16 protein-coding genes, 1 tRNA gene and 1 riboswitch are annotated in these 14,734 nt (G+C 74.4%); of the genes, 5 read left to right on the plus strand and 12 right to left on the minus strand.

Annotation, left to right across the window (positions count from 1 at the left end; translation table 11 throughout):
* Window position 1: 1 nt before the first annotated feature.
* Entirely contained in the window at window positions 2-235 is a 234-nt protein-coding gene (locus E4P43_RS14555) for a helix-turn-helix domain-containing protein (RefSeq protein ID WP_135146182.1), read from the minus strand.
* A 71-nt stretch (window positions 236-306) separates the two neighbouring features.
* Window positions 307-372: riboswitch (guanidine-III (ykkC-III) riboswitch) on the plus strand.
* Window positions 373-383: 11 nt separating this feature from the next.
* Between E4P43_RS14555 and E4P43_RS14560 the strand changes: the two genes are divergently transcribed.
* On the plus strand, window positions 384-698 hold the full coding sequence (locus tag E4P43_RS14560) for an SMR family transporter (RefSeq protein ID WP_135146183.1): 315 nt from the start codon (window positions 384-386) through the stop codon (window positions 696-698).
* Between the two features lie 18 nt (window positions 699-716).
* On the opposite strand, the gene E4P43_RS14565 is transcribed toward E4P43_RS14560, so the two are convergent.
* On the minus strand, window positions 717-1,682 hold the full coding sequence (locus tag E4P43_RS14565) for a zinc-binding dehydrogenase (protein WP_135146184.1): 966 nt from the start codon (window positions 1,680-1,682) through the stop codon (window positions 717-719).
* 10 nt (window positions 1,683-1,692) lie between these two features.
* Window positions 1,693-2,250: a TetR/AcrR family transcriptional regulator gene (locus E4P43_RS14570; protein ID WP_209313892.1), complete on the minus strand. Its 558-nt coding sequence runs from the start codon at window positions 2,248-2,250 to the stop codon at window positions 1,693-1,695.
* Window positions 2,251-2,304: 54 nt separating this feature from the next.
* Here E4P43_RS14570 and E4P43_RS14575 point away from each other — a divergent pair, with 54 nt between their 5' ends.
* Window positions 2,305-3,213 carry a DMT family transporter gene (locus E4P43_RS14575; RefSeq protein WP_135146185.1) on the plus strand — a complete coding sequence of 303 codons (909 nt, stop codon included), beginning with the start codon at window positions 2,305-2,307 and terminating at the stop codon, window positions 3,211-3,213.
* Window positions 3,214-3,228: 15 nt separating this feature from the next.
* Here the strand turns inward: E4P43_RS14575 and E4P43_RS14580 are convergent, their stop codons facing one another.
* The 6 genes from E4P43_RS14580 to E4P43_RS14605 all read right to left on the minus strand — a co-directional run bounded on the left by E4P43_RS14580 (window position 3,229) and on the right by E4P43_RS14605 (window position 9,274).
* Window positions 3,229-4,326, minus strand: a complete 1,098-nt coding sequence (locus tag E4P43_RS14580) for an ATP-binding cassette domain-containing protein (RefSeq protein WP_135146186.1) — start codon at window positions 4,324-4,326, stop codon at window positions 3,229-3,231.
* 31 nt (window positions 4,327-4,357) lie between these two features.
* Complete coding sequence (locus tag E4P43_RS14585; protein ID WP_135146187.1) at window positions 4,358-5,665, minus strand: ABC transporter substrate-binding protein; 1,308 nt, start codon at window positions 5,663-5,665, stop codon at window positions 4,358-4,360.
* A gap of 60 nt (window positions 5,666-5,725) precedes the next feature.
* Window positions 5,726-6,574 carry a carbohydrate ABC transporter permease gene (locus E4P43_RS14590; RefSeq protein WP_135146188.1) on the minus strand — a complete coding sequence of 283 codons (849 nt, stop codon included), beginning with the start codon at window positions 6,572-6,574 and terminating at the stop codon, window positions 5,726-5,728.
* The gene (locus tag E4P43_RS14595; RefSeq protein ID WP_135146189.1) at window positions 6,571-7,458 is read right to left on the minus strand and encodes a sugar ABC transporter permease; all 888 of its coding nucleotides are present in this window, start codon (window positions 7,456-7,458) and stop codon (window positions 6,571-6,573) included. Before E4P43_RS14595 ends, E4P43_RS14590 begins: the two co-directional genes overlap by 4 nt.
* A 202-nt stretch (window positions 7,459-7,660) precedes the next feature.
* Window positions 7,661-8,668 carry a selenide, water dikinase SelD gene (gene selD, locus E4P43_RS14600; protein WP_209313893.1) on the minus strand — a complete coding sequence of 336 codons (1,008 nt, stop codon included), beginning with the start codon at window positions 8,666-8,668 and terminating at the stop codon, window positions 7,661-7,663.
* Between the two features lie 21 nt (window positions 8,669-8,689).
* Complete coding sequence (locus E4P43_RS14605; protein ID WP_167759193.1) at window positions 8,690-9,274, minus strand: WYL domain-containing protein; 585 nt, start codon at window positions 9,272-9,274, stop codon at window positions 8,690-8,692.
* Between the two features lie 53 nt (window positions 9,275-9,327).
* Between E4P43_RS14605 and E4P43_RS19990 the strand changes: the two genes are divergently transcribed.
* Window positions 9,328-9,423 (plus strand) — tRNA-OTHER (locus E4P43_RS19990).
* A 17-nt stretch (window positions 9,424-9,440) separates the two neighbouring features.
* Here E4P43_RS19990 and E4P43_RS14610 read toward each other — a convergent pair.
* Genes E4P43_RS14610 through E4P43_RS14620 form a run of 3 tightly spaced genes read right to left on the minus strand, consistent with a single transcriptional unit; the run spans window position 9,441 to window position 12,159 of the window.
* The gene (locus tag E4P43_RS14610) at window positions 9,441-10,625 is read right to left on the minus strand and encodes a prolyl oligopeptidase family serine peptidase (protein WP_167759194.1); all 1,185 of its coding nucleotides are present in this window, start codon (window positions 10,623-10,625) and stop codon (window positions 9,441-9,443) included.
* A gap of 5 nt (window positions 10,626-10,630) precedes the next feature.
* Window positions 10,631-11,548, minus strand: coding sequence for a sterol desaturase family protein (locus E4P43_RS14615; protein WP_209313894.1), 918 nt, complete (start codon window positions 11,546-11,548; stop codon window positions 10,631-10,633).
* Between the two features lie 14 nt (window positions 11,549-11,562).
* On the minus strand, window positions 11,563-12,159 hold the full coding sequence (locus E4P43_RS14620) for a TetR/AcrR family transcriptional regulator (protein ID WP_135146192.1): 597 nt from the start codon (window positions 12,157-12,159) through the stop codon (window positions 11,563-11,565).
* Window positions 12,160-12,259: 100 nt separating this feature from the next.
* On the opposite strand from E4P43_RS14620, the gene selA reads away from it, so the two are divergent.
* A complete protein-coding gene (gene selA / locus E4P43_RS14625; RefSeq protein ID WP_135146193.1) occupies window positions 12,260-13,576 on the plus strand; it encodes an L-seryl-tRNA(Sec) selenium transferase in 1,317 nt (438 codons plus the stop codon).
* Window positions 13,567-14,734: selenocysteine-specific translation elongation factor (gene selB / locus E4P43_RS14630; protein WP_245159142.1), on the plus strand; the 1,168-nt coding region annotated here is incomplete at its 3' end. The genes selA and selB, both read left to right, overlap by 10 nt.

Here is a 14,734-nt window from a genome sequence, read left to right on the forward strand (position 1 = left end):
GTCAGTCCTTCCGTCGGAGCGGACCTCGTCCGCCGGCGTACTTCTTGTGCACCGCCTGCCGGGTGACGCCGAGGAGCTGCGCGATCTGCTCCCACGTCCAGCCCTGGTCGCGGGCGTTCTGCACCTGGAGGACCTCCAGGCGCTCGACGAGGACCCGCAGCGACCGGACCGCCCTGAGGCCCACGGACGGGTCCTTGCTGCCGGCGGCGGTGGCCACCTCTGCTGTGTCGGCCATGGCTGTCAACCTAGGTTGCGTCGCCCGACGTTGTCAACTGGCTTTGACAGAGCGGTCCGGGCTACGGTCGGGGGGAGCCGCCACCACGGCTCCCGGACGAGCGGTGCCGTACCCGGTGTGCGACAAGACGGCGCCAGAGGGGTTCGTCATGTCGTGGCTGGTGCTGGTGGTCTCGGGTGTCCTGGAGGCGGTCTGGGCCACGGCCCTGGACCGCTCCGAGGGCTTCAGCCGGCTGTGGCCGTCGGTGGTCTTCGCGGTCGCCCTCGTCGGGAGCATGGGCGGGCTGGCCTACGCGATGCGCGAGCTGCCGCTGGGCACCTCGTACGCCGTCTGGGTGGGCATCGGCGCGGTGCTCACCGTCGTCTACGCCATGCTCACCGGCGCCGAGTCGGTGTCGGTGGTGAAGCTGCTGCTGCTCGCGGGGATCGTCGGCTGCGTCGTCGGCCTGAAGGTCCTGCACTGACGCAGCTGCGCGGCGGCCTCAGAGGGTGAAGACGATCTTCCCGTTGGTGCGGCCCTCGAGCATGCGGGCGAAGCCCTCGCGGGCCTGGGCCAGCGGCAGCTCGACGTCGATCGTCGGGCGGATCCCGGTGACGGCGCACATCTGGATGAGCGCCTCCAGCTCGGCCTTGGTGCCCATCGTGGAGCCGACCACCGAGAGCTGGGTGAAGAAGACCCGGTTGAGCTCGGCGCCGGGGTTGAAGCCGGTGGTGGCGCCGGAGGTGACGAGCACGCCGCCGGGCTTGAGCGACTTGATGCTGTGGCTCCAGGTCGCCTCGCCCACGGTCTCCATGACGCCGTCGACCCGCTCCGGCAGCCGGGCACCGGACTCGAAGGCCTGCTCGGCACCGAGCGCGAGCGCGGCGGCGCGCTTCTCCTCGCTGCGGCCGGTGACCCAGATCCGGTAGCCGGCCGCGCGGCCCAGCACGATCAGCGCGGTGGCGACGCCGCCGCTGGCACCCTGCACGAGCACCGTCTGCCCGGGGCGCAGGCCGGACTTCACGAAGAGCATCCGGTAGGCGGTGAGCCAGGCGGTCGGCAGGCAGGCGGCCTCGGCGAACGACAGCTCCGAGGGCTTGGGGAGCAGGTTGCGGCGCGGCACGGCGACCTTCTCCGCCATCGAGCCCTGGTGCACCTCCGAGAGCAGCGACCGCTTCGGGTCCAGCGTCTCGTCACCCATCCAGTCGGGGGTGGAGATGACGCCGTGGACGACGACCTCGTTGCCGTCCTCGTCGATGCCGGCGGCGTCGGTGCCGAGGATCATCGGCATCCGCTCGGCCGGCAGGCCGATGCCCTGCAGGCTGAACAGGTCGTGGTGGTTGAGCGAGACCGCCTTCACCTGGATCGTCGTCCAGCCCTCGGGCGCCTCCGGTTCGGGGCGCTCGCCGACCTCCAGCACGGAGAGCGGGTCCTTCGGGGCGGGGGTGGAGACGAAGGCAGCCAGCATGATCGCGAACCTAACCGACGAGGCTCGCGGCTGCCTCACGTGCCGTCCGCAGCGCCCCCGGGTCGCTCCCGACGGTGGACGCCACGAGCGCGCCCTCGTAGAGCAGGTGGACCGTCGCGCCCACCTCGCGCGGCCGCTCGGCGCCGGCCTCGGTGGCCAGCTCGGTGAAGCGCCTGCGCATCCAGTCCCTCTCGGCGCGGATGACGGCCAGGGCCGGGTGCGAGGTGCCACCGACCTCCGCGTAGGCGTTCACGAACGCGCAGCCCCTGGTCTGGCCGTCCTGCCACCGGTGGAGGGCGTCGAAGACGGCCAGCAGCCGGTCGCGGCCGGCCTCGTGGCGGGCGACCTCCTCCTCGAGGAACTCCTGCCAGCGCCTCGCCCGGCGCTCGAGGTAGAGGGTGACCAGGGCGTCCTTGGAGCCGAACCGGTCGTAGAGGGTCTTCTTCGTCGTGCCCGCGGCCTCGGCGATCGCGTCCACGCCGACCGCCCGGATGCCGTGCGCGTAGAACAGCGCCGACGCCGCGGCGAGCAGGCGCTCGGCCGCGGGGGTGAGGGTCTGCTCGGTCACGGTCCTCCTCGGGTGCACTGCGAGTATACCGACCGGTGTGGTTACCTCCGGTGGATGACCGAGCGCAGGACCGATGCCGTGGCCGCAGCCGTCCTGGTCGTGTGCTGGTCCTCCGGCTTCGTGGGGGCCGAGCTGGCCACGGAGGACGCGCCGGTCAGCACCGTGCTGGCCTGGCGGACCGCGCTCGCCGCGGTGCTCCTCGGGGGCTGGGCGCTGGCCCGCGGCGAGCGCGTGGCGCGCCGGTCGCTCGTGCGGCAGGCCTGCCTCGGGCTCCTCGTCCAGGCCGTCTACCTCGGCGGGGTCTTCGCGGCTGCCGGCGCGGGCGTGTCCGCGGGGACCTCCGCCCTCGTCGCGGCGCTCCAGCCGCTGCTCGTGGCCTCGCTCGCCGGCCCGCTGCTGGGCGAGCGGACCGACCGGCGGCAGCGGGCCGGGCTGGCTCTCGGCGCGGCAGGGGTGGCCCTCGTGGTCGCCGGCGACCTCGGCGCGGGCGGCGCGGCGGCCGTGGCCTTCCTGCTCCCGGTCGTGGCCCTGCTCGGCCTGTCCGCCGGCACGGTGCTGGAGCGGAGGTGGGCGCCGTCGGAGTCGCTCGTGGTCTCGCTGGCGCTGCAGTCCGGCGTGGCCGCGCTGGTCTTCGGCGCGGTGGCGGGCACCCGGGGCGAGCTGGCCCCTCCGCCCGACACCACCTTCTGGACGGCGATGGTGTGGCTCGTGCTGCTGTCCACCGTCGGCGGCTACGGCAGCTACCTCGTCGTCGTCCGGCGGTCCGGTGCCACCACCGCCAGCACGCTGCTGTACCTGACGCCGCCCGCGACGGCGCTGTGGGCGTGGGCGATGTTCGGGCAGCTGCCCGGCCCGACCGCGCTGCCGGGCGTGCTCGTCTGCGCGGTCGGCATGGCCCTGGCGCTGCGCCGCGGGGCCGGGGCGCGAGCCGGACGTGCGCGGGTCACCGGGCACGCCCGGTGACCCGCGCCGCCGGTGTCAGCGCAAGGCGTCCCCGTCGCCGTCGAACAGCAGCGCCTCGTCGACGTGGACGCGCAGCGACAGCTCCGCGCCCTCCTCGACGGCGAGGCGCTTGTCCAGCCGGACGACCAGGTGGTCGCCGCGGTACTTGACCCCGTCCGACAGGCCGACCGGCTGCACCAGGGCGAAGATCTCCGCCCCGGTCCGCTCGACGCGGAGCACCCGCGCCACGAGCCTGCCGTCACCGGTGGGGCCGTCGCCGACGTCCACACCCTCCGGCCGGAGGCCCACGGTCACCGAGCCCAGCCCGGCCCCGGAGGGCGGCACCGGCACCTGCAGGGAGCCGGCCACCACCGCCCGCCCCTCGCGGACGGGCACCCCGTCGACCAGGTTGATCGAGGGCGACCCGATGAACCCGGCGACGAAGGTGTTGACCGGCCGCTCGTACAGCTCGGTCGGCGTGCCGATCTGCTGCACCCGGCCGTCCCGCAGCACGACGACGCGGTCTCCCATCGTCATGGCCTCGGTCTGGTCGTGGGTGACGTAGACGGTGGTCGTGCCCAGCCGCTTCTGCAGGGCCGCGATCTCCGCCCGGGTGGACACCCGCAGCTTGGCGTCGAGGTTGGACAGCGGCTCGTCCATGCAGAAGACCTTGGGGTCGCGCACGATCGCCCGCCCCATCGCCACCCGCTGCCGCTGGCCGCCGGACATCCTGGCCGGCTTGCGGTCCAGGAGGTCCTCCAGCTGCAGGATGCGGGCCGCCTCGGCCACCCGCGCCCTGATCTCCGCCGCGCCGACCCCCAGGTTCCTCAGCGCGAAGGCCATGTTCTCGCCGGCCGTCATGCTGGGGTACAGCGCGTAGCTCTGGAACACCATCGCCACGTCCCGGTCCCGCGCGCGGCGCCCGGTGACGTCGACGCCGTCGATGAGCACCCGGCCGGAGCTCACCGGCTCCAGCCCGGCGAGCATCCGCAGGCTGGTGGACTTCCCGCAGCCGGAGGGCCCGACGACGACCACGAACTCGCCGTCGCCGATCTCCAGGTCCAGGGAGTCCACCGCCGGGCGGTCGCTCTGCGGGAAGCTGCGGGTCGCCGCCTCGAAGGTCACCGCCGCCACGGTCGGGGGCCCTCCTCCCTCGGCGCCGGCGTCACAGCTTCGGCTCGATGTCGCGCTCGTAGACCTGCGTGCTCTCCTCGTCGAGCTGGCCGAAGACCGTCTTCACGTCCTCGCCGCCGATCGTGATCCGGTCCAGGCCGGCGCCGATGCGGGCGCCGCCACCCGGCAGGAGCACCCGGGCGTAGTCCTGCGACGAGGTGACCTCGAGCTGCTCCAGCGCGGTGCGGAAGTTCGGGTTCTGCTCGAGGAAGGGCTTCATGTCCGGGTGGTCCACCGCGTCCTTCTGCACCGGCATGTAGCCCGTGGCCTGGCTGAACTTCACGGTGTTCTCGGTGTTGGTCAGGAAGGAGATGAGCTCCATGGCCGCCTCCTTGCGCTCGTCGGAGATGCGCTCCGGGATCGCCAGGCCGGCGCCACCGGTGGGGCAGCCGGGGGTCGGGCCGGGGAGGAAGGCGGTGCCGATCTCGAAGTCGGCCGCGCCGGTCAGGCCCTTGAGCGACCCGGTCGACTGCAGCAGCGCGGCGGCCTGCCCGGCGCCGAACTGGTTGTTGGCGTCATTGGAGACGGCGATGTGCTGCTGGCGGTACTGGTCCTGCAGGAACGTCCCGGCCTCGATCGTCTCGTCCGAGGTGAAGGTCATGTCCCACTCGTCGGAGTACGAGCCCCCGAAGGTCCAGACCATGCCCTGGAAGTACCAGTCGAGGTAGTTGCTCCCGTCGGGCAGCACCATGGGCGCCACGCCGCCGTTGGTGGCGGCGAGCTTCGGCGCCCACTCGGCCCACTCCTCCCACGTCTCCGGGCCGCGGTCGGGAAGGCCGGCGGCGGCCCACATGGCCTTGTTGTAGTAGAAGAGCGGCGTCGAGCGGGCGTAGGGCAGGGCGAAGTGCTCGCCCTCGAACTCGTAGTCCTCGCGCAGCGAGTCCACGTAGCCCTCGCTGTCGACGTCCGTGGCCGACCACAGGTCGTCCATGGGGGTGATGGCGTCGTTCAGCGCGAAGTTGAACCAGGTGACGTCGGAGGCCACCACCACGTCGGGCAGCTCCCCGCCGGAGAGCGCGGCGTTGAACTTCTGCGCCACCTCCTCGTAGTTCTTGCCGGCGGTGACCAGGTTGACCTCGATGCCGCTCTCGGCCTCGAAGGCCTCCAGCAGCTCGGTCTCCACCGGCTTGGACTCACCCGGGTGGTTGGACCAGAAGGTCAACGTCTCGACGGGGCCGCTGCCACCGGCGTCCGAGTCCTCGGACGAGCCGGTCCCGGCACAGCCGGAGAGGGCGAGAGCGGCGATCGTCGCCGCCGCGCCGGTGAGGCGGAGCAGGGGACGACGTCCCGATGCGGTCATGGGTCAGGCTCCTTCGTGGGTGGCGCGTGGGTGTCACCGGGCTGGCGCCCGGGAGTTCGGTCAGCCCTTGACGGCGCCGGCCGTCAAGCCCTTGATCATGTGGCGCTGGAGCGCCAGGAAGATCACGAGGATCGGCAGCATGGTCAGCACGGTCCCGGCGAGCACCGGGCCCCAGTTCGTCAGGCCCTGGGTGTCCTGGAGCTGGGCCAGGCCGACCGGCAACGGCGCGACGGAGGCGTCGTCGGCGATGAGGAGTGGCCAGAGGTACTGGTTCCACTCGTTGACGATCGTGATGAGCGTGAAGGCGATGAGCGTGGGCCACGACATCGGCAGCACGACCCGCCAGAGCATCCGCAGCGGCCCGGCGGCGTCCATCTCCGCGGCCTCGATGATCTCGCGGGGCAGCGAGAGGAAGTGGTTGCGCATCAGGAAGGTCCCGAAGGCGACACCGGCCAGCGGCACGATGATGCCGGCGAAGGTGTTGCGCCAGCCCAGCTGCGCGACCAGCGCGTAGTTGCTGATGACGGTGATCTGGTTCGGGACCATCAGGCTGCCGATGACGAACAGCAGCACCGCGGTGCGGCCGGGGAAGCGGAGGAACGCCAGGGCGAAGGCGGAGAGCACGCCGAGGGCCACCTGGACCACCGTCAGCGTCGCGGTGATGACCACCGAGTTGCGCAGGTAGTCGGTGAACGCGACGCCGGTGCCCACGGTGGAGTAGTTCGCGCCGGTGACCGGGTCCGGGAACCAGCTGACCGGGACGGTGTAGATGTCCGGCCGCTCCTTGAGCGAGGAGATCAGGATCCAGTACAGCGGGATGGCGACGAGCAGGACGACCAGCAGGAGGCCGGCGTAGCCGCCCACACGTCCGCGCAGGCCGGTGCCACCGGCCGGGGTGGGGGCGCTCATCGCTCCTGCCCCCGCTCCATCACGCGGACCTGGAGCAGCGTGACGACCAGCAGGATCAGGAACATGACCGTGGCCACGGTGGCGCCGAAGCCGGCGCGCTGGTTGACGAAGGTCTCCTGGTAGACCTGGTAGACCATCGTCGTCGTGCCGTTCCCCAGGGGGCCGCCCCGGGTCATCGTGTCGATGATGTCGAACACCTGGAAGCTGTTGAGCAGCACCGTGATCAGCAGGAAGAACGTCGCCGGCCGCAGCTGGGGCCAGGTGACCCTGCGGAACTTCGTCCACGCCGAGGCGGCGTCGATCTCGGCCGCCTCGTCCAGCTCGGCCCGGCGGCCCTGCAGGGCCGCGAGGTAGATGACGAAGGTGTAGCCGAGGTTCTTCCAGACGTAGGTGGCGGTGACCATGAACAGGGCCCACTCGGGGTCCTGGTAGAAGGCCGGAGCGGCCACCCCGACCCGGGCCAGCAGGTCCTGGACCAGGCCGAACGTCGGGTCGAAGACGAACTGGAACGCGACGCCGACGGCGGCCCCGGCCACGACGAACGGCGCGAACACCAGCGAGCGCACGGCGTTGCGGCCGAACAGCGGGCGGTCCAGCAGCAGCGCCAGCGCCAGCCCGAGCGCCATGGAGCCGATGACCGCGGCGGCGGTGAAGACGGCGGTGTTCCACAGCACGGCGTGGCTGGCGGAGCTGGTGAACCACTCGACGTAGTTGGCGAAGCCGATGTAGGTCGCCGTCGGCGAGGAGATGTTCCAGTCGGTGAACGACAGCCGGATGTTGTCCAGCAGCGGCCGGTAGGTGAAGACACCGAGCAGGACGAGGTTCGGCAGCAGGAAGGCGACGGCGAGCAGCGTGCCGCGCCGGCGCGGCGCCGGACGACGCACGGATGGCCGGGGAGGAACGGCCGGGGCGCTCCCCGCGGGCGCCCCGGCAACCAGGTCAGTGGCCACGGGGGCACGCTGTCGTGCGTGCGTGAACGGGTGCTGGTGCTCAGGCGACCGGTCGGTCACCAGACCGTGAACGTCTGAGCGCCCCTGTTTCCGGCGGGCCGCCGGCGCTCACAGCACCCCTTCGGGGCCGAGCGGCTCAGCGCACGACGAGGACGTGCTCCCGGCGCGGTACGAACTCGCCGATCACGGGGGCGCCGGGCACCTCGCCGCCCAGCAGCAGGCCGCCGGAGGTCTGGGCGTCGGCCAGCAGCAGCGCCTCGTCCTCGGAGACGGCGGACAGGTCGGCGTGCGGCCGCACCCAGTCGAGGTTGCGGCGGGTCCCGCCGGAGACGAAGCCGTCGGCCAGCGCCTCCCGGGCACCTGCCAGGTACGGGACGGCGGCGGCGTCGACCACGGCGGTGACCCCGCTGGCGCGCGCCATCTTGTAGAGGTGGCCGAGGAGGCCGAAGCCGGTGACGTCGGTGCCGGCGCGGATCCCGGCGGCGACCGCGGCCCGGCCGGCGTCGCGGTTGAGCGCGGTCATGGAGGCGACCGCCTCCTCCGACACCTCCCCGGTGGCCTTCATGCGGCTGTTGAGCACGCCGACGCCGAGCGGCTTGGTCAGGCTGAGCGGCGTGCCGGCCACGGCGCCGGAGTTGGTGATGAGCCGGTCGACGTCGACCACCCCGGTGACCGCCATCCCGTACTTGGGCTCGGGGTCGTCGATGGAGTGCCCGCCGCCGACGTGGCAGCCGGCCTCCTGCGCGACCTCGAGGCCGCCGCGCAGCACCTCCGCGGCGAGCTCGGCGGGCAGCACGTCGCGCGGCCAGCCCAGCAGGTTGACCGCGACGACCGGGGTGCCGCCCATGGCGTAGACGTCGGACAGCGCGTTGGCCGCCGCGATCCGGCCGAAGGTGTGGGCGTCGTCCACGACCGGGGTGAAGAAGTCGGTCGTGAGCACCAGGCCCTGGCCACCGGCGATGCGCACGACCGCTGCGTCGTCGCCGTCGTCGAGCCCGACCACGAGCTCGGCGGCCGGGTCGACCGGCCCCTGGGCGGTGAGACCGGCGACGACGGCCTCCAGCTCCCCGGGCGGGATCTTGCAGGCGCAGCCGCCGCCGTGGGCGTACTGGGTGAGCCGGATGCGGGCGGGTGCGGTGGTCACGGCACCGAATCTAGGCCGCGCTCAGGCCAGGCCGCCGGGGAGCAGTCGGAGCCGGGGGGCCGCCGGTGCCGCCGGCGGGGTGCGGGGGAGGCGCCGCCCGGCCGGGTGGTTCGACGACGGCGGCGTGCCGAGCCCGGGCAGCTCGCGCCGGGGAGCGGCCTCGTCGGTGAGCCGCACCTCGCTGATCCGGTCGGCCCGGAACCAGCGCAGCGCATCGCGCTCGCGGCACCAGGCCACCAGGAACTCGGCGGCGCCGTCGCGGACCAGCAGCTGCGGCTCGACGGCGCGCTGGGACCAGCGGTTCTGCCCGTCGCAGTAGTCGACCACCAGGACCCGCCGCTCGGCGAGCCCGCGGTCGACCTGGCGCCGGACCTCGGCGGCCCGCGCCGCGTCGGCGGCCACCCAGCGGCTGCTCGCCAGCATCTGCGCCCGCCGGCCCGCGTCGGGCTCCAGGGCGGTGAGCACCTTCTCCAGCGCGGACTGCCCGGCCTCGGCGAACGGGCCGTCGGGCCGGGCCGCCAGCGCGCCGACGACCGCGGCCGCCTCCTCCGGGGTGAGGTCGACCGGGGGCAGCGGCGCGGGGGTGCGGTGCTCGGTGCGGGTCACGGGGGAGAGGCTGGCAGGGCCCTCTGACATTTCCGGCACGTACGCTGCCCGGTGGAGGCGTCAGGGTGTCTGGTGGCCCCCGCGGCCTCTAAAGCCGACGTGGTCGAGCATCTCGGCCAGGCGGGTTCGATTCCCGTCCGCCTCCGCCACCTTCCCCCGCCCGGGCTCAGCCCCGGCCGAGGGCCTGCGCCAGGAACGCCGTCACCGTCGCGGCGTACCCGTCCGGGTCGGTGTTCCAGCCGCGCACGTGCCCGACACCGGGCAGGACCTCCACCCGCACCAGGTCCGGGTCGGCGAGGGCCGCGACCCGCCGGCTGACCGACGCCGGCACCTGGTCGTCGTCGGCGCCGTGGAGCACCAGCGTCGGGTGGGACCAGGCGGCCGCCCGCTCGGCGTGCTCGGCGGCACCGGCGTCGAGGTCCCCGCGCAGCCCGGCCCACACGAGCGCGGCGTCGACGGACGTCGAGCGCAGCAGCGCGGTCGGGATGCCGCGGTTGGCCGCCTGCTGCTCCAGCGTCCGCTCGAGGCTCAGCAGCGGGGAGTCGTAGACGACGGCGCGCACCGCGTCGGCGTGCTCGCCGCGCTCCAGCACCCCGGCGGCGAGCGCCGCCCCCTGCGAGGTGCCCCAGAGGACGACGTCCTCCGCCCCCCGGTCGAGCGCGGCCCCGACGGCGGCGTCGAGGTCGGGCCACTCGCGGGTGCCGAAGCCCCCGACGCCGTCGGCCGGGTCGGGCGCGATGCCGTCGCCGCGGTGGCTGGTCACCAGCACCGGGTGCCCGGCGGAGGTGAGCAGGTCGACGAAGCGTAGCGACTCGGCGAGGGCGGCCGACCGGCCGTGGGCGTAGACCACCCAGGTGCCGCTCGCCGGTCCGCGTGCGGGGAAGGACCAGGCGGGCAGGTCCGCCCCGACGGTCGTCGCCGTGCCGCCGAGGACCGCGGGGTCGTCCGGCCACGCGGCCGCGTCCAGCCGGGCGGGTCCCGCCGCGGGGGATACCCGGTCGGTGAGCGGAGCGGCCTGCCGCCGCACGCACGTGCCCGAGCCGTCGGGGCAGTCCACCTCGCGCACGGCCCCGGCCAGCTGCCAGTAGCCGTCGCCGGTCTGCAGGCCGACGACCGCCAGCCGGGCGTCCGGCTCGTCGGGGAGGACGACCGCGCCGTCGCCGGCCGCGAGCACCGTCCCCTCCAGCGGCCGCTCGGCCTGCCCCTCCGGGGCCAGCACGACCCCGGCGAACACCCAGCCGAGGACCAGCGGCGCGGCGGCCAGGAGGACCACCAGGGCGATGCCCACCCGCAGGGGCCACCGCCGGCGGCGGGCCGGGCCCGCGGTCGCGGGCCGCTCGGCCGCCGCCACCGGCGTCACGGGGCGGTGGCCGACGCCTCGGCAGGCGCGGGCGACCAGCCCGGACCGCGCCACAGCCGGGCGAGCCGGTGGGCCCACCGCCGGTCGGACCGCATGTCACGGACGATCGCGACGTACTCGTGGGCGAAGACCCAAAACGGGTTGTAGCTCTCCAGCGGCTTGGTGATGCCGTAGCGGACCTTCTCGACCTCGGGCTCGAAGGTGCCGAACCACCGGTCGAAGACGATGAGGATGCCGCCGTAGTTCTTGTCCAGGTACTGCGGGTTCATCCCGTGGTGCACGCGGTGGTGGCTCGGGGTGTTGAACACGTACTCGAACGGCCGCCACAGCTTGCCGATCGACTCGGTGTGGATCCAGAACTGGTAGAGCAGGTTGATCGAGCTGGCCATCACGAACAGCGCCGGGTTCACGCCGACCAGGATGAGCACCGCGCCGAAGGGCCAGGCGGTCAGCGGGGTCCACGCCTGGCGCAGCGCCGTCGACAGGTTGTAGTGCTCGCTGGAGTGGTGCACGACGTGCGCCGCCCACAGGAACCGCATCTCGTGCGATGCGCGGTGGAACCAGTAGTAGACGAAGTCCTTGCCGAGGATGGCCACCGTCCACGCCACCCAGCCCGAGCCCAGGTCGAACGGGGTGATGTTCCAGAGGAACAGGTAGCCGCCCAGGCCGAGCAGCGTCGTGACGGCGAGGACGACCTGGCTGCCCAGGCCCATGGTCAGGCTGGTCATCGTGTCCTTGAGGGCGTAGCCCTTCCTGGCCGCCTCCTCCCCGGCGCGGTCGATGGCGTCCTCCTTGGCCTCCCGCGTGAGGACGATGCCCTCCAGGAGCATCAGCAGGAAGAAGACCGGGATCGCCCACAGGATCAGGTCGACCTCGGCCATGTCGGCCAGCGAGCCGCGCAGGAACTGCTCCACGGTGCGGTGCTCCTTCAGGGGGTGGGGGAGGGGGGGCCGAGCTGGGCCCGGACGACGGTCACGAGGGTCTCGACGCGGCTCTTGCGGTCGGCCTCCCCGGCGACGCCGAGGGCGACACCGAAGACGGCGCTGGCGGCGAGGTCGAACACCGCTTCCAGGGCGGGGTGGTCGGCGTACTGCGGCAGCAGCTGCCGGGCGACGGCGAGGACGCGCACGGTGTGCGGGGCGTTGACGACCGCGAGGTGCGCGGCCAGCTCCCGGTCGGTCCGCGCCGACACGAACAGCTCCAGGACGGCGGCCAGGCGGGGCTCGTCGTGGATCTGCCAGAACACGCGGACGGCGTCGCCCAGCGGGTCGCCGCTCACCGCCGAGACGGCGGTGAAGCGCGCGACGTACTCGGCGACGGCGACGTCGAAGGTCTGCTCGGCGACGGCGCCGAGCAGGGCCGCCTTGCTGGGGAAATGGTTGAACAGCGCCCCGGAGGAGAGGCCCGCGCGGGCGGTGATCGCGGCCGTGGTGGTGCCGGCGACGCCCCGGTCGACGAGGCACCCCAGCGCGGCCTCGACGAGCGCGGCACGGGTGGCCGTGCGTCGCTGGTCCTGGGTCGCCATGTTGCCTCCGTCACATCGGTGCGGCGAACTTAGAGAGCGAGCACTCGGTATGTCAACCGCGTCCGGTGCGGGTGGCCGCAGGGGCCTACGCTCCCGGGCGATGAGCGCCGACCCGCGCCGGCAGGTGCCGCGCACCGACACGCTGCTGGCCGACCCGCGCCTGGCCGGCGCCGGGGAGCGGCTCGGCCGTGGCCTGGTGAAGAGCGCCGTGCAGCGGGTGCAGCAGCGGGTGCGCGCCGGTGAGGTGAGCGCCGAGGGCGCCGTCGACGCCGTCCTCGCCGAGCTCCCGGCCACCGCCTCCAGCCTGCGGCCGGTGCTCAACGCCACCGGCGTCGTCGTGCACACCAACCTCGGCCGGGCGCCGCTGTCGGCCGCCGCGGCCGAGGCGGTCGCGGCCGCCACCGGGACCACCGACGTGGAGCTGGACCTCCGCACCGGACGGCGCGGGCCGCGCGGGGAGGCGGCGGTCGCGGCGCTCCTGGACGCGGTGCCCGCCGCCGAGGCCGCGATCGTGGTCAACAACTGCGCCGCCGCCCTCGCCCTGGTGGCCACCGCCTTCGGCCAGGGGCGGGAGCTGGTGCTGGCCCGCGGCGAGCTGGTGGAGATCGGCGACGGCTTCCGCATCCCCGAGCTGCTGGAGAGCACCGGCGCCCGGCTGCGCGAGGTCGGGACCACCAACCGGGTGACCCTCGCCGACTACCGCGGCGCGCTCGGGCCGCAGACCGGCGCCGTGCTCAAGGTGCACCCGTCGAACTTCGTCGTCCGCGGGTTCACCCGGGCCGTCGACGTGGGCGAGCTGGCCGCGGCCCTGGAGGGGACGGGCGTCCCGCTCGTGGCCGACGTCGGCTCCGGTCTGCTGCGGCCCCACCCGGTGCTGCCCGACGAGCCGGACCTGCAGACCACGCTCGCCGCCGGCGCGGACCTGGTGCTGGCCAGCGGGGACAAGCTCCTCGGCGGGCCGCAGGCCGGCCTGGTCCTCGGCCGCGCCGAGCTCGTGCAGCGGCTGCGCCGGCACCCGCTGTACCGGGCGCTGCGCGTGGACAAGACGACGCTGGCCGCGCTCGAGGCCACGCTGCGCGGCCCGCTGCCGCCGGTGCAGGAGATGCTCGCCGCCTCCGCCGAGGGGCTGCGCGCCCGCGCCGGCGCGCTGGCCGCCCGGCTGGCCGGCGCCGGTGTGGACGCCGTCGCGGTCGACGCCGACTCCCGGGTCGGCGGGGGCGGGGCGCCCGAGCACCCGCTCCCCGGTGCGGCGGTCTCGCTGCCCCCGGCCTTCGCCGAGCCGCTGCGGCTGGGCGCCCGGCCCGTCGTGGGCTACCTCGAGGACGGCCGCACCCTGCTCAACCTGCGCAGCGTGCCGCCGGCCGCCGACGACGCCCTCGCCGACGCCGTGCTGGAGGTGGCCCGCGCGTGGACGTGATCGCCACGGCGGGGCACGTCGACCACGGCAAGTCCGCGCTGGTCCGCGCGCTCACCGGCATGGAGCCCGACCGCTGGGCCGAGGAGCGCCGCCGCGGGCTGACCATCGACCTCGGCTTCGCCTGGACCACGCTCCCCTCGGGCCGCCGGCTCGCCGTGGTCGACGTCCCGGGGCACGAGCGGTTCGTCGGCAACATGCTCGCGGGCGTCGGCTCGGTGCCCGCGGCACTGGTCGTGGTGGCGGCGGACGACGGCTGGTCGGCCCAGACCGCCGAGCACGTCGCCGTCCTCGACGCCCTCGGGGTGCGGCACGCGCTGCTCGCCGTCACCAAGTCCGACCTGGCCGACGCCGCACCCGTGCTCGCCGACGTGCGCGAGCGCCTCGCCGCCACCTCGATGGGCGACGTCCACGGCATCGCGGTGAGCTCGGTGACCGGCGCGGGATTGCCGCAGCTGACCACTGCCCTGGAGGCCCTCCTGGCCGGGCTGCCCGCGCCGGACGCCGCCGCGCCGGTCCGGCTGTGGATCGACCGCGCCTTCACGATCACCGGCGCCGGCACCGTCGTCACCGGCACCCTCGCCGCCGGCTCGGTCACCGCCGGGGACCGGTTCCTGCTCGGGGACCGGGAGGTCGCCGTCCGGGGCGTCCACTCCCTGGGCGAGCCGGTCGAGCGCGCCGCGGCGACCGCCCGGGTGGCGCTGAACCTGCGGGGCGTCTCGGTCGACGACATCTCCCGCGGCGACGCGCTGCTCACCCCGGGCGCCTTCCGGGCCACCGACGTCGTCGACCTGACCCTCGACGCCGAGCCGGACGGCCAGCTGCCCGCCGAGCCGGTGGTGCACGTCGGGTCGGCCACCGTGGGCGCCCGCCTCCGCCCGCTCGACGGTGCCGCCGTGCGGCTGCGCCTCACCCGGCCGCTGCCGCTCCGGGTCGGCGACCGGCTGCTGCTGCGCGACCCCGGCGCGCGCCGCGTGCTCGGTGCCGACGTCCGCGACGTCGACCCGCCGGAGCTGCGCCGCCGTGGCGCCGCCCGGCAGCGGGTGCGGGGCGCCGAAGAAGGCCTGCAGGCAGATGAACAGGCCGCACGCGATGAGGAACGGCGGGGCGATGCGCGCCCAGCGGAGGCGCAGGAAGCGCCGGGCCGCCACGGAGCCGGAC

It is taken from the genome of Blastococcus sp. TF02A-35, assembly GCF_004571075.1.
Lineage (GTDB): Bacteria > Actinomycetota > Actinomycetes > Mycobacteriales > Geodermatophilaceae > Blastococcus.